Here is a 19,009-nt window from a genome sequence, read left to right as displayed (position 1 = left end):
TCCTTTACTCCCCTCTCACCGGCCGGCACTTCCAGAAGTAGTTGTGGATATGAAGCGCGTCGTGAATTCTGCGGAAGGTGAGTTCCATTTCCATGCCGACCTTAAGGTTGTCCGGGTCACGGTCGGTCATCTGGCTGAAGAAGCGGCCTCCTCCGTGGAAATTGACCGCGGCCAGCACGTTCGGTGGATCAATGGCTCTCGATCGAATATCCAGACTGAATGTAACCAGCGAGCCTCTCTTATCGGCCAGAGGTATCTCTTCGAAGTACTTCTCGTCGGCTTGGCAGTAGATGCAGGTGTTGGGCGCCGGGACGATGATGTGTCCGCACTTGCCGCACTTCACTCCGTAGAAGCGGAAGTAGAAGTTGCGATGGCGCCAAACCTCGGCCAGAGCCATTCTGCGTTCCATGAACAGGTCGTGTTCCCATTCCATGAGGTCGCGGAAGTGCATATACTTACCGTAGTTGGGTAACGCGACCCTGGATTTTAAATAGCCTTTAATACCCCTGCGGTCGGCCATCTTGCTTATCTTGTCAGTTACTTTGAATACCATGGCATCGGCACCGTCGGCATAGTTGGCGGCGAGTATCTTATCCCCGGCCTTGGCGTTCTGCAGTGCCGCGACGAGCATCATGGGCACCTGCGCGCATCCGGTGTGGCCGATGTTGTCGTACATCAGGTCCTGCACCTGCGCCTTGGGGTCGAATTTAAATTTCTTTACTATATCTCCCTGCATTGATTTGTCCGGCGATGAGATCACCGCTTTGGAGATGTCCTTTACCTCAACCTTTGCTGTCTTAAAGACTGCGTCGATGGCGTTGCTCATATAAGGAACGTAGCCCATCTCGCGGCAAAGACGTTCTTCCCACCATCGTATGATCTTGTCGTCCTCCAGCCTCCAGAAGTCTACGAACGGGGCGGTTGTGGAGCTGATCCCCTCGATTTCGACAACCACATTATCGTTGCCGATAAGGAACGCAGCCGCACCGTCTCCGAAGATAGATTCGTAGAGCGTGTCCGGCGGAGCGAGCCTGGTATCGGCTACAACCACGAGGGCTGTCCTTGCCGATCCGGCCTTGACGGCATCTAATGCCATCATTATGGCGACTGTCCCTGACCGCAAAGAATCGGTCATATCGACAGTGCGGATTTCCTCCCTGAGATCGCAGGCCGCAGCTATTATGCTGGCGGACTGCTTCTCTTTGTAGGGTGCCGTTGTCGTGGCAAAATAAAGGGCGTCGACCTTGCTCTTGTCGAAGCCCTTTAAGCAATCCCTTGCAGCCTCTACGCCTAATGTCAAGCTGTCTTCATCGGCGTTTGCGACTGCTTTTTCCCCTTTACCTTTTCCTCCCCAGACCTGGGCCAGGATTTCTCTATTGAGACGGTAGATGGGGACATATGCACCGAAAGACGTTATTCCTACCATGCAAATCCCTCCTTTATGGTGCTTATATCTTAACATAGACAGGAGCCGAATCGCAACTGTTTTACGTTCGGAAGGGCAGAGGTTGCGGACTATTGGTGGGAGCGGTCATTTCTTATTTGAGGGCGAGAGCACCTCGCCCCTACGACTGGACGGTTGCATGTAGCATCTGCCGTCATTCCGGCGGAAGCCGGAATCCATGGGTGGGGAGGGCACGGCACGCCGTGTCCCTACGACGAAGATTTGTCGCTGTAGAAATCGGCCGCTTTTCGCAGCGCTCTGGCCCCGCTCTCGAAGCTTGCGAAGCATGGGATATCCTGGGCTACCAGCTTCTTTTTTACCTCCAGCGCTTCCTGCTCGGCGTGGGCCGGAACCAGTATCGTGATAAAGGACTTGGCGCAGCGTTTCTTGAAATCCGACACCGCTTTGATCATAGTGTCGAACAGGTTCGTATTTATCCACGACAGGTCTTTCATAAACGGTACGGATATCTCGAGTACGACGGTGTCGATGTTCTCGTCCTCGCTGAGCACATCGAGAGACTTGATAATCCGGTCGAGATGCGGGAAGTTGAGGCTGATATCGAGCGGGTTGCGGTAGCTTGCGCCAAGCGTCTGGAAGAAAGCGTCGAACTTCCTGTATGAAGCTTCGCTGAGCAATGGAACCTTAAAACCTTCCCTGGTGAAGGCATCGGTGATTACCACTGACTGGCCGCCCGTCATCGCTGCCAGGCCTACCCTGTCTCCGGCGACCGGTTTGGAGTGCAGCAGCAGCTTGATCGCGTCGATTACTTCGTTAAGGTTATCGGCTTTTATAGCGCCGCATTGTCTGATGAGTGCGTCCCATATCGCCGGCGAACCCGCCATGGAAGACGTGTGCGAGGCTGTAGCTCTGCCTCCCTCGTCGCTGACGCCACCCTTCCAGATGACCACTGGCTTGCGTCGGGCTATATCCTTCAAAATGGAGAAGAATCTCCTGCCGTCGTTCACGCCTTCTATATATATGCCGATGAGGTCAGTTTCTATGTCGTTGCCGAAATATTCCAGGTAGTCGGTGGAGTCCAGCACCGCGGCGTTGCCGTAGCTCACAGATTTCGATATATGTATGCCGTTCTGCGGGCCGACGAGGGAGAAGAAGGTGGCGTGTGTTCCGCTCTGGGATATGAAGGCCACGTTGCCGCCGCGTCCGTATATTTGATCGATGGAATGCCTTACCCCGAGGCGCGGGTTATATATGCCCATGCAGTTCGGGCCTATCAGGTTGAAGCCGGCGTCGCGTGCGATTTTCGCTATCGAATCCTGGAGCCTGCGCCCATCTTCGGTGCCGGATTCGGCGAAGCCCGAGGTGAAAAGCGAGGCCGCGCCGACGTTCTTGTCGATGCAGTCGCGGATAATCCTGGGCGTTACCGTGTTGGGCACGGCGATTACGGCGTAGTCGATTTCGTCTTGTATGTCGCTTAGTTTGAGGTAGTTCTTGATGCCTAGCGAAGCGATGCCGGGGAATTCCCTTTCATCGATCTGTACCGAGTACAGCCTGCCCTGTAAGTGTGACATGGACTTGAGCCACATATAGCCCAGAGCCATCTTGTCGCCGATCACCGCTACCGAGCGGGGGTTGAACGCCCGGTCGAGTCGCTTTATGGCATCTCCCAAATCGTTACCTCAGGATTCGAGGATAACGCGGGCGTCGAGGGCCAGCGCGCCGTCTTTGTAGGCGAATATGGGGTTGATATCGAGTTCCTTAATGTCGGGCAGCTTCTCAACAAATTCGGAGACTTTGAGCAGGATATCCTCAAGCATCTCTATGTTGGCGGGCTCATGTCCGCGGTAGCCCTGCAGGATGGGGTAGCCCTTTATTTCCTTTATCATTTCCCTGGCGTCGCGCTTCGTCAGCGGAACGATCCTAAAAGACACATCCTTGAGCACTTCAACCAGTATGCCGCCCAGCCCGAACATGAGGACGGGACCGAACTGCTGATCCTTGCTCATTCCGATGATGACCTCTATGCCCGGCTTCGCCATTGGCTGAACCGAGACGCCGTCTATCTTGGCCTTAGGCTTGTGCTTCTTGGCGGATTTGACAATCTCGTCGAAGGCTTTGCTTACTTCCCCTTCGTTATTAAGGTTGAGTTTCACGCCGCCGACGTCCGTTTTATGTAATATCTGTGGAGAGACTATCTTAAGAGCCACGGGGTACCCCATTTTTTTGGCCTCAGTGACTGCCTCTTTGGCGGTCTTGGCCAGCTTTATATCCGTGCAGGATATTCCGGCTTCGGTGAGGAGTTTTTTCGCTTCGATCTCCGTGAGAGCGGTCCGACCTTCTTTCTTAGCAGTACTTATTATCTTGTTCGTGGCCATATGAGGGGACCCTCCTGTTTTTAATGGCGGCCCCGAAGGGATTCGGACCCTCGATCTCCGCCTTGACAGGGCGGCGTGTTAGACCGCTACACTACGGGGCCTTAAAAACAAAAAATTTGGAACTGCTTCCAATCGTGGATTGTAACAATACGGCTTCGCCTTGTCAAGTTTATTCCTCGTATGGTAACCTTTTAGCAGGAGGTCGCATATGGGAAGCAGAGATAAGAGTCGCAAGGAAGCAAAGAAACCGAAAAAGGATAGTATCAAAAAAGCTCCTCCTGCTATTATAAGTCCTGTTTACACTCCGCCCGTAAATGTCGAGGTCATAAAGAAGGGCAAGAAAGAAAAATTCGAGCAATAGCGCCGTCATACCTGATGCTTTATCGCAGTGGAGCATGTTACTGAGATGCCGGACGGCATGGTTGTTCGCTCGATGTCAAAGCAGGTAAGGTGATGACGAATCGCTCCGCTTTTCACGCCGTGGTTTACGGCCTGGTTCAGGGTGTGAACTACCGCTATTTCGTTCAGCGCAACGCCGAGTCTCTCGAAATCGTCGGCTACGTAAGAAATCTCGACGACGGAAATGTCGAGGTCGCGGCGGAAGGTGATAAGGAGAAGCTGGCACAGCTCTTAGCCAAGCTGAGAGAGGGGCCGCGGTCGGCGCGCGTCGCGGGGGTGGATGTGGAGTGGGGGGAATACAGCGGGAAGTATCGCGGGTTCGATGTCGTTTTTTAGCCGACCTTCTTCCTGAAGGCGACCTCGATTCTCTTCACCTCGCCGATGCCTTTGAGGGTGGAGACCATTCCCAGTATCGACCCGGCGACTATATCCTGTGCGAAGCGGTTAAGCGTTACCGGCTCGCCGTTAATAAATAATGTCGTCTCGTCTTTGCGCTTGCCCACGAGTTTGCCCTCGATAAAGTCGGCTATACCGGACGCGTCGTCCAGCTTGAACTGCGGCAGTTCGATATCGATATTTTCATCGGTAACTATCGCTCTCAGTTCCTCCGGTTTGCATCTCAGCTCTTTGCCTGTCTCCTTGCGGTGTACTTCTATCTTGGGCACATGCGCATCGTGGAAGCCCTCGACGATAAGCAGATCGAAATCGGCGCCCATCAGTCGCGCGATGTCCTTTATCGAAGCGTTTTGCTCCAGCGATTCTATGAGGGCCAGATTCTTAGGTGTGCTGATGAAGACGGCGTCGCTGCCGGCCTGCGCGTAGCGCCAGCTGTCCTTGCCCGGCGTGTCCAACTCTAGATCCTGGTGCGTGTGCTTGACGGCGGCTACGCGGTAGCCGCGGGATTTGAACTCCGGTATGAGCTTTTCGATAAGGGTCGTCTTGCCGGATTTGCCCTGGCCTACTATTGAAACAACTGGTAACATGTTACACACTCCTTGTATGTTATCGGGTCGAAACCTTTTGTCATTGCGAGTCCTTTTACGGCAGTTACCCTATGGAAGGACGAAGCAATCTCATCAGGTTAGTATTGAGGCATAGATGATTAGATTGCCACGTCATCCTTCCACGATAATATTACGTAGAATGACTCCTCGCAATGACATTTAGAATACATGCACCTTTTCTATTCTTCCCAGTCAAGCATTATAGCTTTTACTATATCGCCCTCTTTAATAGCGTCGACATCCTCCGGGACAATAGCCAGAGCGTTGGCCATCGACATCGATGTGAGAATGCCGGAGCCCTGCGGTCCTGTAGTGCTGGCGTAATATCTGTCGCCCTCTTTGCGCACTATCGCCCTGGTGTACACGCGACGGCCGTCGGTGTTCTTGATGTAGCTCTCTGATATAGCTTCCACCGCCGGCTTCTGCGTGACGGGCTTGCCCATCATCTTAAGTATTGCCGGACGCGCGAACAGTTCGAACGTTATCATGGAGCTTACCGGATTCCCCGGCAAGCCGAGGTGCGGTACGCCCTTTATCGTGCCGAAGGCCAGCGGCTTGCCCGGCTTCATGCGCACCTTCCAGAACGATATTTCGCCCTGCGCCGCGAGGACTTCTTTAACCAGGTCGTAATCGCCCATGGAGACGCCGCCGGTGGTGAGCAGCATGTCGGCTGATAGAGCCTCTATGATTTTAGGTTCGAGGTCCTCGGTCATATCTCTGGCGATGCCCAGCAGGCGCGGTATGCCGCCGTAGCGCAGGACCTGCGCCGCCGCGCTGTAGCTGTTGCTGTTGTAAATCCGCCCTTCCGAAAGCGGTTGCCCCAGTTCGACCAGTTCGTCACCGGTGGCCAGTATCGCCACGGTCGGCCGTCGTGTTACCTTCGCCCTATCGATACCCAGAGATGCGAGAACGCCGATCTCCGATGGGCGCAGTATGGTCCCGCGCTTAAATACGAGCTGTCCGGTTCCGACATCCTCGCCGGCGTATCGAACGTTCTGGCCCTTCTCAATGGACTTCATGACGCCGATCTGCTTGAGCGGTTGTCCGGTGCGTTGCGTCTCATCGGTATCTTCGAACTTCACTACGGTATCGGCTCCGTCCGGCATGAAGGCGCCGGTCATGATGCGCACAGCCGTATGAGCGCTGACCTTCATGTTCGATGTTCCGCCCGCCCTGGCCTCGCCGATGACATTGAGGTAAACGGGATTGGAACTCGAAGCTTCAGCCACGTCGGCTGAGCGCACTGCGTATCCGTCCATAGCGGAGTTGTCGCGGGGAGGGATATCGAATGAGGAATAGACGTCGTCGGAAAGCGCCTGCCCCAGGCATTCCAGTATCGGAGCCTCAATGCTGTCGAGAACTTTGATATAGTTCAAGACTTTTTCTAACGCTTCTTCGACGCTGATCATTTACGCACCTTATACATTAAATCTCTCGCCTTTTTTAGATCGTGTTCGTAGTTCACGTTCAAAAAGCTTAGATGCTGCGGGTCGAAACGATTGAGCTCGTCTTCTTCAATGAATCTTACGTTCACTTTTTTAACTAGAGGGAATATTTTTAGGTCTCCGCTCTCGATCTGAGCCCGCAATGGTTCGAGACAGTTCTTGGAATACACGGCATGTAGCGGCTCAATGAAGTTTTTTATTCTCGGTATAGCTGCGTCGAAGCCTTCAGCTGCGCTGATTATATATCGCAACAAGTCTGTGTTTAGGTAAGGCATATCGCAGGCTACAACTAGGCTGCGGAACGAACTGGCTTCTTTCAATCCTGTGTATAAACCGACCAGCGCTGCGCTGCCCGGGTTGCAGCAGTCGCTTACTATCTTTATGCTGGGTGCGAGAGCGGGTAACTGATCGCGGTACGCGGTTACAACTATTATATCGTTATCAATCTGTGAGACGGTATCGATGACATGCTGAATAAGAGGCTTGTCGCCGAACTGCTCAATGGCTTTGTTGCGTCCCAGTCTCAGGCTTTTGCCGCCTGCAAGCACTATCGCTGTCATGATGTAATTTTAACACTATCGTGAGGCAAAAGGAATTGAGTGGTAGCTATGGGGGTTCTATCCGTCGCGGTCCGGAGGAAGTGTTTTACGAGATTCCTCCATTATCTTCTTAGCCGATTTTCTCACGAGCTTCCGCGGCACCCATCTGACGATTAAAGTGGATAGGATATATCTCTTGCCGGGGATCACCACCGTCTTGCCTTTCATGAGACCATGATATCCGATCGCCGCCACGTCTTTCGCTTCCCAGACCTTGTTGAATAGGCCGCTGATCATCACCTTTGTTCTCTCCGTTTTTGCTCTCTTGGCAAAGCCGGTGCTGACAGGGCCCGGACAGAGGGCTGTTACAGTCACTCCGGTGCCGCTCAGTTCCTCGGCCAGGGCCTCGGAAAAAGACAGAACGTAGCTCTTGCTGGCACAGTAGACCGCGACTAGGGGCCCCGGCTGGAAGGCTGCCATAGAAGATACGTTCATGATGCGTCCGTATCCTTTTGATATCATGCCGGGCAGAAAGATCTTCGTCAGGTGCGTTGAGGAAACCATGTTGACCTGCATCATCTCAAGCTCGTCTTTAAGGTTGGTATCGCGGAAACTTCCGTATGCGCCGAAGCCGGCGTTGTTGATCAGGATGTCGATGGAGATTCCATCCGCTTGTATCTCGTCGAATATCTCACGAGGGGAATCCGGTGATGCAAGGTCCTTTGGGATGATTTTAACGGAGATGCCGTATTCCGATTTTAGTTGCTCTGCTATTTTCTGAAGCTCGCCGGCGTTCCTGGCTACCAGCACCAGATTGTATCCGTCGCGGGCGAAGAGTTTTGTCAGTTCATAGCCGATACCTCCGGAGGCCCCGGTAACGAGCGCCGTCTTTTCATCATCTGGTTGCGACATAACTCATCTCCCTGCGAGAATCGGACGAGCCCCTGGACGTACATTCATTGAATGTACGTAATAACGTTTTCATTCCTCGGAGGCGCGACGGGATTGGCTCCTTCTTTATATCCCAGCGCCACAGAGCAGATATGGCTGTAGCCGCTGGGAATACCGAGCTTCTTCTTCAGCTCTTCGCCCTTTTGCGAGGCGAAGAGGTAGGCCGATGAGGTCATGATGCACGAGCCTAAGAAAAGTGATTCCGCGGCCAGCGCGATGTTCTGCGCCGCCGCTCCGCAGTCTATCTGAACGAATCTTGCCTTTTCATCCGCTGAGATCAGTATGACCGTCGGGGCATTGTAGAAGGTGTTATAGCCGGGCACGCTGACCCTGTTAGCTAACATCTCATTGCCGGAGTTGATCATATTTTCTTTGATGACGGCTACCATTCTTTCCAGCATGACTTTGTCCTGCACTACGGTGAAATGCCATTTCTGCTGGTTCATGGCGTTGGGAGCGGACAGCGCCGCATCCAGTATCTGGGTTAAATCCGTGTCGGATATCTGTTTAGCTTTGTACTGCCTTACGCTTCTTCTATTGCAGATGATCCTTACAAGTTCGTTCATGATATAACCCCTTTTTTAAGATGTTAAAAATAGAACCTATAGTCGAACATTATACCATTCATAGACGGTATCTCTAAATTCCGCTACAATCGCTCGAAGCGTGCCTGGAAGAAGCGCAGGTATTTCGGCTCATACACCATCCTCAGGCCGCGAGTGAGTTCGCGACCGTCGTACACCGCGCGCACCGACTCGGCTGCTACGTCCATGTGCGCCTGCGTGTAAACGCGCCGCGGTATGGTCAGGCGCGTCAGCTCCAGTTTGGGGTAGTAGTGGTCGCCGGTGTTGGGGTCGCGCCCGGCGCTGGCGATACCGCGCTCCATTGAGCGCACGCCGGAATCGACGTACAGCTCGGCGGCCAGCGTCTGTGCCGGGAACTGGTCCTGCGTCAAATGCGAGTAGAAGCGCCGCGCGTCAAGGAAGATGGCATGTCCGCCAACCGGCTGCACGATCGGTATGTCCCACTCGGTAAGCAGCGTGCCCAGATAGCGTACCTGCTCCACGCGCGAGCGCACGTGGTCGTCCTGTACTGATTCCACGATGCCGATGGCCATCGCCTCCATGTCGCGCCCGGACAGACCGCCGTAGGTGTGCAGCCCCTCGTATACCACGACCAGGTTGCGCAGCTCTTCGAACAGCGTGAGGTCGTTCACCGCCAGCCATCCGCCGATATTGACCAGGCTGTCCTTCTTGGCGCTCATCCACGCGCCGTCGGTGTAGCCACAGAACTCCTTGAGTATCTCGGCTATGCTCTTGCCCGCGTAGCCCTCCTCTCGCTCCTGGATGAAGAAGGCGTTCTCCACCATGCGTGTCACGTCCAGGTACACCTTGATGCCGTAGCGGTCGCACATCTTGCGCAGGGCTTTCACGTTGGCCATGCTCACCGGCTGGCCTCCGGCCATATTCACCGTGCCGGCGAGGCTGACGTAGGCTATCTTCTCCGCTCCTTCGCGCTCGATCAGCGCCTCGAGCTTATCCAGATCGACATTGCCTTTGAACGGGTGCGGGCTCTGAGGGTCGTGCGCCTCATCGATGATGACGTCCACGAATACGCCGCCGGCCAGTTCTTGATGCAGCCTTGTGGTCGTAAAATACATGTTTCCCGGAACGAACTGCCCGGGCTTGATGGCAGTGCGGCTGATGAGGTGCTCCGCGCCGCGGCCCTGGTGCGTGGGCACGATATGTTCGTAGCCGTAGTATTTCTTTATGGCGGCTTCAAGGTTATAGAAATTGCGGCTGCCGGCATAGGCCTCGTCGCCGAGCATCATGCCGGCCCACTGCCGGTCGCTCATGGCGCTGGTGCCGCTGTCGGTGAGCAGGTCGATGTATACATCCTCGGACCTGAGCAGGAAGGTATTAAATCCGGCATCGACCAGCGCCCTCTCGCGTTCCTCGCGGCTGATCATGCGCAATGGCTCGACCATCTTGATCTTCCACGGCTCGGCCCATGATCTCCGCCCGAGTTGCTGGCCCATTGTCCTGAGAGTTTCGTGATGCGGCATGTTGCTCCCTTCCCTGGTTGCTGTCGACCGTACATCGCTGAATATCGGCTGACATTATCGATTGGATATACTTTAGCAGCGTCTGTGCGAATTATAACTGATTGAGGGGACGCTTACCAAATGCGGGGGGTTATTTTACCGGGCTACCCAGTATGTCTGTTTGTGACCTTTCTCCTCGTATTCCTTGACGACTCGTAGCGCATCTTTCTTTGTGAGTCCGCTCTTGATCAACGCGACGTTGCCGTTGTCGTCCTGCCGCATGACCGACCATGTTCTATCTGCGGCAGCTTTCATCATGGTAAGCCGCTTAGTTCCTTTTATCTCCCGGAACGTTGCGCCCCGCCCCACGCAGTCGAGCGCCGCCTCCGCGTCGATAACCTTCGTACCGCAGATGGCATCGACTCCGTACTTAAAGAGAACGGGAGAGAGGGGAGTTGTTCCGCCAAGGACTACCACGAAGGCTTCCGGATTACAAAGCTCCAGCAGCTGCTCGATGGTGTGGTTGGTGAATGCCGTTCCCGTGATTCCCACCACGTCCGCCTGCGGAATGATGCGTTCGGCATCGCTCGCCGGGAGGTCCCCTTCCCTGGGCCGCAACTCAATAATCCACAGCTCTTTCACACGTTTTCGCAGATTAGGAGTGAAGGGAAAATGGCCTACGATAGCGACATTTTTACCTTGGCCCTTTTCAGCGATCAGTTCTCCGGCATTGAGGTCGACGCAAATCTTGTCATCGATATCGAGGAGGGAGTTGATGGCACCCATGCCTATAGCGGCTTCGTGCTGATCATGTGAAAGTGACATTTTGGCAACCTCGAAGGCGTTGTTGCCGATAAGTTGAGACCAATCGCGCAGCGTTGTCTTGGAAGGATCGAAATCATGGGAGGTGTGCGGTGTAGATGTCAGACCGCAGTTGCGTGTCAGAACGGCCGTCTGGAAGGGATTCTGACGGATATCCTTTACCTTTGCATCGTTTGTTAGAGTAGAAATTAGCTCATCAAGTATTTTCATCGATAGACCTTACAACAATCGTTGAAATGTTGGTCGATATAAATCAGTTTTAACGCGTGCCTTCCTTATGAACTTATTTTAAGGGGAGGATAATGTCGGCGGGACCAAATATGTCGTCGGCTTCTTTTTCCTGAAGGCATTATATAGCATGTAGCCAAGGCTGACCATGACGATTATCGAAGCGATTATGTGGAAGAACATCGCGATGCCTTTACAGTGTTCCAGCACACCCATGTGCGAGAATATCCAGTGCCAGTCGTGTTCTCCGTTCCCCAGCAGCGGCAGTGCTTGAACTCGGGCGTCGCCCATATAATCCGCCGTGTACATTAAGCTTTCCCCGAACCAGAAGCCGCAGAAAGCCGATTCATATTTCTGCCGGTGGTAAAGGAAATAAATCGCTATGCCGATCGGGACAAAAAGCTGAAAAAGCGTGCCGCCCAGTACATGCAGCCACTCCCCGAAGAAAGTGAAGAGGAAGTGCCCGCCTTCGTGTATGAACAGGTTCAGCCAGTCTATGAAGTGAAAGTCGTAGGCGAAGACCAGCCAGAAGGCGTAGGGCACGAGCAGGAGCGCGAATATCTTCTTAAATACGGACATTGTTACCTTCGCTGCTTCTTATAGAGATACCCTTGTATTCGCGCGACATATGCCTGTATCCGCTCAGTCTATACCCGTCAACTTGCTTCGCCGTTCCACCAGGATAACGTCTCGCCATGTTCCGGCAAGGTCGCCGTGAGTCATCTTGCCTATCTTTTTACGTCTTCCGATCTCTCTAAACCCGTGTTTTCTGACCATGCGGATGCTAGCCTCGTTTTCGGGGAAGATACCGCCTTGCAGGGTCCATATCCCTGCTTTTTCCGATGAGTCTATTAAGGCCTCAAGGAGGGTTGACCCTATGCCTTTGCCCCTATGTCCGACTGCTACATACAGACTGACTTCCGCTACACCTGAGTATGCGCGGCGGCTGGATACGGGACTGAGTGCGGCCCATGCCAGAATGCTATTATCTGCCCTGATGACCAATCTATGCCCGGGCAGGTGAGCGGAATCCCATTTGTCCCAATCGGGAGCGTCGGCCTCGAATGTGGAGTCGCCCGTGCTAATTCCTTCAAGATAGATCGAACGGACTTGTTCCCAGTCTTCCGTCCTCATTCTATCAGTTACGTATTTCGTTTCTCTTTTGCTCATAACATTGCTTTTTAAACTGATTCTATGGATGGCGGCATTTTACAACTATCAATAATACTTCTCAATGCCGCCGAATCCGAATTGCTTATTCTTCTCAGTCATCTCGATGAAGTACCCCAGACGCTTGGTGAACTCCTGGGGCCTGTTGCGGGCGCCGTCTATAAACGCAACACGGATCCGTATGTATGGCTGTGAGAATGTTTGAAAGTTCTTCCAGGATTTCTCGTTTGCCTTGATGGCCTTCAAGATGTCGGGCGGTATTTCGAGCTGTTCCTCCGTAAGATTTCCCAATGTTGCAAGCACTTCATCGACGACCTTGCCCTGCTTGACCATCTCCCTCAGTCGTTCCTTATTCGCTTGTGAGTATGGAGCCCCGGGGTTTCTCAAAGAGAACCTTTGTGCGTATCTGTCCTCGTCAATGCCCTTGACGATGCTATCGATCCAGCCAAAGCAGAGCGCTTCTTCAACTGCGTCGTTGTAAAGAATGCGCGGTTTTCCGGTACGCTTCTTGTAGTACACGAGCCAGACTTCTTTCTCGGACTTGTAATTCCTCTGGAGCCAATCACGCCATTCCCTCCGATTCGTCACATACAGAAGTTTGGCTTCGTCCAGGCTGCGTTTGCCGCTCATTCTAGCCTTTTTCCGCTATCACCAGCATCTCGAAATCTTCGGTTGTCAGTTTATCGTTCCGGCTGAAGGCGCCGAGCTTCGCGCTGTATATATCGACGGTCTTGAACTTCAGAGTTTTTAACAGCCATGTTATCTCCGACGGCACGTAGTATCTCTCGTCGCTTTTCAGCTCCTTTTTGTTGCCGTCGTCGTCTTCAAAGATTGTGGTGTTATGGTCGCGGAAGGTCATAAGGTCGAATTTACTGTTATGGTATGTTGCATTCCCTTCGTTTAAATCCGAGTTGAGGAATTCGTCGAGTTTGTGGTACAGAGGGAACAGGCCGTTCAGCGTGGTGAAGATGAATTTACCTTTCGGCTTCAGGGCCTTCGCGGCGTTCCTCAGTATCTTGTAGTTCATCTCATCCGTCTCCATGAGCGGGAAAGAGCCCTCGCACATCATGACGGCCAGATCAAACTCGCTTTTGAACGGCAGCTTCCTCGCGTCGTGTTTACGAAAATCGATTTTCAGTTTCTGTTCCGCCGCTTTCTCCTGCGCCCTTTTAAGCTGCGATTCCGATAGGTCGATGCCGACGACCTTGTATCCTCTTATCGCCAGTTCGATGGCGTGCCTGCCGGTGCCGCACCCGATGTCGAGTATCTTCGTCGATTTATCGTATCCTATCTCCTTTTCGATGAAGTCGCATTCGCCGATGGTTCCCTGGGTGAAACTCTCGTTATCGTATTTCACCCCGTAGTTCTCAAATAGCTCTTCGTACCATTGTTTCATGTTAGTTTTCCCTTTATTTTATCTGCTTCTCCCCGGTTCTCAAGGCTAACAGGCGTTGAATATCCCTGAGGTCTTTTTCCGATTCAACGCTGACGAAAAGCCATCGCCCTTCCGGATAAGGGTTGGCCTGTGCAATCGCCTGCTGAACGTTTTTACCCGGTTTCAGACTTTGAGCTTTCTCAACAGCTTCTGAACTGAGATTGATCTGGGCGGTGAAGCCGTCTTTTACAGGATAAAGCGATGTCAGGAGCTGTCCTTTGATACGAAACCGTAATGCCCATCCATAGTTCTTGCCATATAAGAACTTGAAATCTTCCTGTACTGGGTATTTCCCACGAATGTAACCAATCAATTCCTGCCAGAGCGGCAGTTTGGCGTCGATGGCATCAAGCACTTCCGCATCCGTCGGTCGATGTTCTTTGTCGGTAAATATCCCTATACCCATCCGCTCTTTCGCCTATTTTATCAGCTTTCCCAGCTCCCCGCCCCACGCCCGCGCTCGCTCCATCTCTCCATCTTTCAGCGGCCCGTACGTGCCCTTCACTATGAATTTCTGCGGATTGGCCGCTTTCTGGTATCCCGCTCGCGCCAGCCCCTTCATTATCGCGCCCGTTGCGCTGGGCGACCACTTGAACTGCGTATCGAAAGCGGCGGCTTTTCCCTTGCCTTTTGGCAGCGCGGCGAGCCACGAACGCAGGGACTGAGCAGAAAGATCGGGAGGCTTCGGCGCTTTCTTGTCCTCCTTATCGGCCAGGGTTTGTCGTATCTTGTCGGAAGGAAGACGGAAGGCCATTACGGGAGCCCCCGCTACTATCAGGTCGGCGTCCGCGATGACAGAAGCGGTGGCTTCGGTGGTGGAGAGCGCCCGCGCCCCGGGACCGATGCCTTCCGCTATTGCCCGGGCTATGGCCGCGGTGTTGCCCCACATGGATTCGTAAACAACGATGGCTTTCATGATGTTCTCCTTTCAGGGCTGCAAAATCAGGCTAGTGTACCTTTTCTTCCATTTCCCATGATGTGAGTTTATCCTGGATAAAACTTACAGCCAGGTCGTGTTCTTTCTTTCCGGTACCATTGATATAAAGCGGCTCACCAAAGCTTATCCGAACCGTCTTTGCCGGATCGATTTTGCCAAAATAGGGAATAGGGAATCCGTCATTACCCCAGGCATCGGACTTTATTGCTATCGGAACAACAGGTACTTGAGCGTGTTTCGCGAGTTTTACACCGATACTGCTAAAATCTTCCGCTCTGAATTCGGTCATCCTTGCTCCCTGGGGAAAAACTATTACTGAAGCATCCTGTTTCAGAGCCGTGTGTCCTTTAGAGAGAACATGGATTAAATCTTCTCTGGGGCTTGTTTTTGAGACGACTATCGGATTCTGGCTTGGCAGAATATCTTTAAAGATAGGCCACCTGAGTATTCCCTTGTATACCACACAAATGACGTTCCTATGAGGTAAAAGAATTGCCGGCAGGATCATTGTTTCCAGGCTGCTCATATGGTTACCTATGAATACACAGGGGGTTTTGAGGTTTTTAAAAGCTGTCATGTTCTCGATTTCGAAGCGTACGCCTACGTCTTCCAGACAACGGAAGATATGGTGGGTGTCCCGGCTGCACGTTGTATTGTCATATAGTCCCTTTTTGGCTAGTCTTGATGCGCTCCAGAAGATCCGGAGCAATCTGGTATAGAAAATATTGGATGGGAATAAACGAGCAATAAATGATGTGCGGCCGTTACGAGAGCGATAACTATCTCCGGCTAGTGCTTGCTGGAGGTCGCCTAAGTTAATAGAACTGTTATCGGTAGACATAACTGTATCAAAGTATATATTAAAGACTTGGTCTGCGGCAACAATAGCACACCTACGGCGCTGAACGCGCCGGGTTTTCCTCGTCCTCCGACCATCGTGACTGGTTTTCCACTATGTATTGGCGGATGAGATTCAGGGAAGCGTCGTCGCGGATGACGTGTTCATAATAATTGCGTTGCCAGACATTGTAAACTGGTGTGTTTTGACGCATCCATTTGGTCACGCCGATTTTGAAACCGCGTATCACGGAACCTATCGTCTTTGACGGGCCGTGCCCTTGTTTCGAATGTAGGGGCGAAAAATTTTTCGCCCCTACGGATGCGGTTATCGATAAAATCCCGTGTATATGGTTCGGCATGATGACAAATTCATCCAATTCGATGTGGGGAAAATTTGCGGGGATGTCATGCCAATGTTTTTCCGCCATCATGCCTGCATCGTTCAGAACCATGTTCCCGTCCGAAATATCTCCAAACAGGCACGCGCGGTCCTTTAGGCAAACGGTCACGAAATATGCGCCATCCTGCATATAATCGTACCCTTGCAGGCGCAGCGAACGGCGATGGTGGTTTTCCGAATCGTGGCATGTGCTCATTATCTTTTTTTACCCCATGTCCCCCGCCACAGTGCGGGCGATGGCTGAGGAGCTTCACCGCGTCATCAGCGCGAACACGCCCCAGCCCAGGTATTCACGCGTGTAAGCGGCGTGGCGCTCGGGTTCCGAGGTCAGCTTGGCTCGAACCTCCTTCGCGAGCTCGTCGCCGGGATTGGCTTCAAGCCATCGGCGCATGGTGAGCCACTTGGCCGCCTCGTATCTGTCCCAGCCGTCCTGGTCTGCCAAAACCATTTCCACGACATCGTAGCCGAGGCGGCCGAAAGACGCGAGAAGTTCCGGAAGCATGAGAAATTCGGAGATCGAGTCGGCAAGACACCCCTTGGCCACGTCTTCCGTCGGCGGTAACTGCCGCCAGTAGGGCTCGCCGATGAGGATGATCCCTCCGGTGCGCAGGCTCCGCGCCAGAAGCTCGATAGTGCCGGCGACTCCCCCGCCGATCCAAGTGGCGCCGACACAGGCTGCCACACTGACCTTATCGTCAGAGACATAGCCGGTAGCATCGCCATGGATGAACTTGACTTGATCGGCGATGCCGAGTTCTTCAGCACGGAGTTTTGCTTGCTGGGTGTACAACTGGCTCATGTCGATGCCGGTGCCGATGATGCCGTAATCGCGCGCCCATGTGCACAGCATCTCCCCCGAACCGCTGCCAAGGTCGAGCACCCGGGCCCCCGGTTCCAGACGCAACGCCGCGCCGAGAGTGGCGAGCTTTTCGGGTGTGAACGGGTTATGGATGCGGTGAGCACTTTCGGTGATGTTGAAGATCCGTGGAATGTCCATTGCAGAAAATCTCCTTACGGGTGTGAATAGATTCGGTCACTGCCTAGCAGTAATTTTTACACTGATTCTACTAATGGTGTCATTTTACAGCCGTCTGTAATGTGAGTCAAACGTCAATATTAGATGTGATTTTAGAAAGAGTTAGAGCCCCCCCGCCCCCTCTGCCCCCATGTCCCCCGCCACAGCGCGGATGACGGCCGCTGTGTTGAGAACAGTGGTATTTCTGATATGTGTCTTAGATCGAGCGGTATACTTCGCGGCGGTGCCGGACGTAGTGTATCAGCACTTGTCTGTCTTTTATATCAACTTCGTAAACAATGCGGTAATCGCCTACTCGAATTCGATATAAATGTTCTGCGTTTGATAGCTTGAGGGCTTTTCGAGGAAGGGGAGCGGTTTTCAGACCTTCGATTTGCTCTATTACACGAATGACGGTTGACTTGGGCAAAGAGCGCAAGTCTTTTTCGACAGATGGTTTAAGGGAGATGTTATAGGATGGCATCTTTCTTGAGCCGTCGTTTCATCTCTTCAAGGCTGACAGGCTTTTCTTCGCGGCGCTCGGCTACTATCGCCAGGTCGTGCAGGTCTTCCATCAATTGTTGATAACGCTTGAGTGAAAGGATGACGCCGGTCTTCTTGCCCTTGGTGTCTATGACGTATTGTTCCATCACAGTGCTCATTTGATTTTCCTTCTCCCTGTCTCGCAACGGCGCTGCTATTGGGTAGTGTCCATTATAGCATGATGTGTTGCCAGATGCTCGTCGGTCACTTCACCACCTTAACCGGTCCCCCCGCCATAGCGCGGACGACGGCCGCGGTATGCCCCACAGGGATTCGTAAACGGTGATAATGTGTAGTTGGTTATTTCTACAAGTCTTTAGGGGTGAGACCAGTGTGTTTAGCGATCCGCGCCAGCATTTTGGGCCCTATTTCGTCACTGTCGCGAAACGAGAAAACATAATCGGGCCAACCGGGGCGGGCGAGAACACGATGAGAAGTGCCGGCTTGCCGTTTGATTGTCCAACCGATACGAAGCAAGGCGGTGAGCACTTTTGGGGCTCTGGTTGAAGACCATCGGCTCATGCTGAGATTGCGAACACTTCCTTTAGCTCGGGGATTTCCTCTCCATACTCAAGCCGGTCGGCCATGACTCGCAGGGCCAGCGCTTCAGCATTTGAGATAGCTTTTTTGCGAGTCTTGCCATAAGCCATGACTCCAGGAAGTTCCCGGATTTCAGCAATCCAACGGCCGTCTTCTTCCCTCTCGATTTCAATTCGCATGCCGTCACCTACGCCGATATCATATCTTACTCAGATAGAGGAGTGCAACCCAGTAACCGTTTGCTTCAGCGCTTTCTCCCGCTCCCCGCCCCCTCTGCTCCCATGTCCCCCGCCACAGCGCGGGCGCTGGCTGCTGTGTTGCCCCACAGGGATTCATAGACGACGATGGCTTTTATGGGACTATGTTTATCCTAATGTTACGCATAAAATCACTAGAATTATCACTAGCACGAGAGGGATAAGAATCCATCCCACAATCCACCATTTGAGTTTTTCTATTTTCTTATATTCTCGTTCCTCTCGTTCGGCTTGCCATTTATTAAAAGCGTCCAATCGTGCTTTTTCATCTGGCCATCCTCCCGGCGGGGGCTGCAATGCCTTAGAGACTCGCCGAGACATTATTGGCATCATTATTGATACAGGGAGAACCCATGCTAAACCAATTACAGCAGAAAGCCAAACGTTATGGGAAAAGACATAGACTGACCATGATACTGTTCCTGCAAATATGTACATGTATAAACAAATTATGATATTTAATTTTCTACGTTCACTACTAGTTATAGGGCGAGGACCCCTAAAGGCATCTTTGCTTGTTCGTTTGATCCAAATTGCCCAGATAAATGACATTATCCAAGGGAGTAATAAAAACGTTGCTACTGGGACTAGTACTGCTGCAAGTTTCATTTATTTCTCACATTCATCTGACTAGTTAAATAAGCCCCCCGCTCCCCGCCC

26 protein-coding genes and 1 tRNA gene are annotated in these 19,009 nt (G+C 52.8%); 2 read left to right on the top strand and 25 right to left on the bottom strand.

Annotated elements, in window-relative coordinates; all coding sequences use genetic code 11:
• Nucleotides 1–4: 4 nt before the first annotated feature.
• The 4 genes from WC562_09195 to WC562_09180 all read right to left on the bottom strand — a co-directional run bounded on the left by WC562_09195 (nucleotide 5) and on the right by WC562_09180 (nucleotide 3,881).
• Entirely contained in the window at nucleotides 5–1,426 is a 1,422-nt protein-coding gene (locus WC562_09195; GenBank protein MFA5056321.1) for an OB-fold domain-containing protein, read from the bottom strand.
• A gap of 227 nt (nucleotides 1,427–1,653) precedes the next feature.
• A complete protein-coding gene (locus WC562_09190) occupies nucleotides 1,654–3,075 on the bottom strand; it encodes a CoA-binding protein (protein MFA5056320.1) in 1,422 nt (473 codons plus the stop codon).
• 9 nt (nucleotides 3,076–3,084) lie between these two features.
• Complete coding sequence (locus WC562_09185) at nucleotides 3,085–3,780, bottom strand: acetate--CoA ligase family protein (GenBank protein ID MFA5056319.1); 696 nt, start codon at nucleotides 3,778–3,780, stop codon at nucleotides 3,085–3,087.
• A 24-nt stretch (nucleotides 3,781–3,804) separates the two neighbouring features.
• Nucleotides 3,805–3,881: transfer RNA gene (locus WC562_09180), tRNA-Asp, on the bottom strand.
• Nucleotides 3,882–3,988: 107 nt separating this feature from the next.
• Here WC562_09180 and WC562_09175 point away from each other — a divergent pair.
• Both WC562_09175 and WC562_09170 read left to right on the top strand, forming a co-directional pair.
• Entirely contained in the window at nucleotides 3,989–4,141 is a 153-nt protein-coding gene (locus tag WC562_09175) for a hypothetical protein (protein ID MFA5056318.1), read from the top strand.
• Nucleotides 4,142–4,233: 92 nt separating this feature from the next.
• Nucleotides 4,234–4,515, top strand: coding sequence for an acylphosphatase (locus WC562_09170; GenBank protein MFA5056317.1), 282 nt, complete (start codon nucleotides 4,234–4,236; stop codon nucleotides 4,513–4,515).
• Here WC562_09170 and mobB read toward each other — a convergent pair.
• The 21 genes from mobB to WC562_09065 form a co-directional block, all read right to left on the bottom strand.
• A complete protein-coding gene (gene mobB, locus WC562_09165; GenBank protein ID MFA5056316.1) occupies nucleotides 4,512–5,162 on the bottom strand; it encodes a molybdopterin-guanine dinucleotide biosynthesis protein B in 651 nt (216 codons plus the stop codon). The genes WC562_09170 and mobB overlap by 4 nt on opposite strands.
• 200 nt (nucleotides 5,163–5,362) lie before the next feature.
• A complete protein-coding gene (gene glp / locus WC562_09160) occupies nucleotides 5,363–6,592 on the bottom strand; it encodes a gephyrin-like molybdotransferase Glp (GenBank protein MFA5056315.1) in 1,230 nt (409 codons plus the stop codon).
• Entirely contained in the window at nucleotides 6,589–7,188 is a 600-nt protein-coding gene (locus tag WC562_09155; protein ID MFA5056314.1) for a molybdenum cofactor guanylyltransferase, read from the bottom strand. Before WC562_09155 ends, glp begins: the two co-directional genes overlap by 4 nt.
• A gap of 57 nt (nucleotides 7,189–7,245) precedes the next feature.
• Nucleotides 7,246–8,079, bottom strand: coding sequence for an SDR family oxidoreductase (locus WC562_09150; GenBank protein ID MFA5056313.1), 834 nt, complete (start codon nucleotides 8,077–8,079; stop codon nucleotides 7,246–7,248).
• A gap of 44 nt (nucleotides 8,080–8,123) precedes the next feature.
• Nucleotides 8,124–8,684 carry a nitroreductase family protein gene (locus WC562_09145; protein MFA5056312.1) on the bottom strand — a complete coding sequence of 187 codons (561 nt, stop codon included), beginning with the start codon at nucleotides 8,682–8,684 and terminating at the stop codon, nucleotides 8,124–8,126.
• A gap of 83 nt (nucleotides 8,685–8,767) precedes the next feature.
• Nucleotides 8,768–10,183: a tyrosine phenol-lyase gene (locus WC562_09140; protein ID MFA5056311.1), complete on the bottom strand. Its 1,416-nt coding sequence runs from the start codon at nucleotides 10,181–10,183 to the stop codon at nucleotides 8,768–8,770.
• Nucleotides 10,184–10,318: 135 nt separating this feature from the next.
• Nucleotides 10,319–11,194, bottom strand: a complete 876-nt coding sequence (locus tag WC562_09135) for a DUF364 domain-containing protein (GenBank protein MFA5056310.1) — start codon at nucleotides 11,192–11,194, stop codon at nucleotides 10,319–10,321.
• Between the two features lie 78 nt (nucleotides 11,195–11,272).
• Nucleotides 11,273–11,791, bottom strand: a complete 519-nt coding sequence (locus WC562_09130) for a hypothetical protein (GenBank protein ID MFA5056309.1) — start codon at nucleotides 11,789–11,791, stop codon at nucleotides 11,273–11,275.
• A 63-nt stretch (nucleotides 11,792–11,854) separates the two neighbouring features.
• Nucleotides 11,855–12,382, bottom strand: a complete 528-nt coding sequence (locus WC562_09125; GenBank protein MFA5056308.1) for an N-acetyltransferase family protein — start codon at nucleotides 12,380–12,382, stop codon at nucleotides 11,855–11,857.
• Nucleotides 12,383–12,430: 48 nt separating this feature from the next.
• On the bottom strand, nucleotides 12,431–13,012 hold the full coding sequence (locus tag WC562_09120) for a YdeI/OmpD-associated family protein (protein ID MFA5056307.1): 582 nt from the start codon (nucleotides 13,010–13,012) through the stop codon (nucleotides 12,431–12,433).
• A 1-nt stretch (nucleotide 13,013) separates the two neighbouring features.
• Nucleotides 13,014–13,778, bottom strand: a complete 765-nt coding sequence (locus WC562_09115) for a class I SAM-dependent methyltransferase (protein MFA5056306.1) — start codon at nucleotides 13,776–13,778, stop codon at nucleotides 13,014–13,016.
• Between the two features lie 13 nt (nucleotides 13,779–13,791).
• Nucleotides 13,792–14,223 (bottom strand): DUF3788 family protein, encoded by a 432-nt coding sequence (locus WC562_09110; GenBank protein ID MFA5056305.1) that lies wholly within the window; start codon nucleotides 14,221–14,223, stop codon nucleotides 13,792–13,794.
• 12 nt (nucleotides 14,224–14,235) lie between these two features.
• Nucleotides 14,236–14,733 carry a flavodoxin gene (locus WC562_09105; GenBank protein ID MFA5056304.1) on the bottom strand — a complete coding sequence of 166 codons (498 nt, stop codon included), beginning with the start codon at nucleotides 14,731–14,733 and terminating at the stop codon, nucleotides 14,236–14,238.
• Between the two features lie 31 nt (nucleotides 14,734–14,764).
• The gene (locus WC562_09100) at nucleotides 14,765–15,331 is read right to left on the bottom strand and encodes a lysophospholipid acyltransferase family protein (GenBank protein MFA5056303.1); all 567 of its coding nucleotides are present in this window, start codon (nucleotides 15,329–15,331) and stop codon (nucleotides 14,765–14,767) included.
• Between the two features lie 316 nt (nucleotides 15,332–15,647).
• The gene (locus tag WC562_09095) at nucleotides 15,648–16,190 is read right to left on the bottom strand and encodes a transposase (GenBank protein MFA5056302.1); all 543 of its coding nucleotides are present in this window, start codon (nucleotides 16,188–16,190) and stop codon (nucleotides 15,648–15,650) included.
• Between the two features lie 54 nt (nucleotides 16,191–16,244).
• Nucleotides 16,245–16,991 carry a class I SAM-dependent methyltransferase gene (locus WC562_09090; protein ID MFA5056301.1) on the bottom strand — a complete coding sequence of 249 codons (747 nt, stop codon included), beginning with the start codon at nucleotides 16,989–16,991 and terminating at the stop codon, nucleotides 16,245–16,247.
• Between the two features lie 235 nt (nucleotides 16,992–17,226).
• Complete coding sequence (locus tag WC562_09085) at nucleotides 17,227–17,493, bottom strand: type II toxin-antitoxin system RelE/ParE family toxin (GenBank protein MFA5056300.1); 267 nt, start codon at nucleotides 17,491–17,493, stop codon at nucleotides 17,227–17,229.
• Nucleotides 17,480–17,671 carry a type II toxin-antitoxin system Phd/YefM family antitoxin gene (locus WC562_09080; protein MFA5056299.1) on the bottom strand — a complete coding sequence of 64 codons (192 nt, stop codon included), beginning with the start codon at nucleotides 17,669–17,671 and terminating at the stop codon, nucleotides 17,480–17,482. The genes WC562_09085 and WC562_09080 overlap by 14 nt, the downstream gene beginning before the upstream one ends.
• Nucleotides 17,672–17,858: 187 nt before the next feature.
• Nucleotides 17,859–18,074 (bottom strand): type II toxin-antitoxin system HicA family toxin, encoded by a 216-nt coding sequence (locus tag WC562_09075; protein MFA5056298.1) that lies wholly within the window; start codon nucleotides 18,072–18,074, stop codon nucleotides 17,859–17,861.
• Nucleotides 18,071–18,271, bottom strand: coding sequence for a type II toxin-antitoxin system HicB family antitoxin (locus WC562_09070; GenBank protein MFA5056297.1), 201 nt, complete (start codon nucleotides 18,269–18,271; stop codon nucleotides 18,071–18,073). The genes WC562_09075 and WC562_09070 overlap by 4 nt, the downstream gene beginning before the upstream one ends.
• Nucleotides 18,272–18,457: 186 nt before the next feature.
• On the bottom strand, nucleotides 18,458–18,958 hold the full coding sequence (locus WC562_09065) for a hypothetical protein (protein MFA5056296.1): 501 nt from the start codon (nucleotides 18,956–18,958) through the stop codon (nucleotides 18,458–18,460).
• Nucleotides 18,959–19,009 lie beyond the last annotated feature (51 nt).

This window comes from Dehalococcoidia bacterium, from assembly GCA_041649635.1.
GTDB lineage: Bacteria > Chloroflexota > Dehalococcoidia > E44-bin15 > E44-bin15 > JAYEHL01.
Note: the sequence above shows the minus strand (reverse complement) of the source record. Positions and strands in the feature narration are given on the sequence as shown.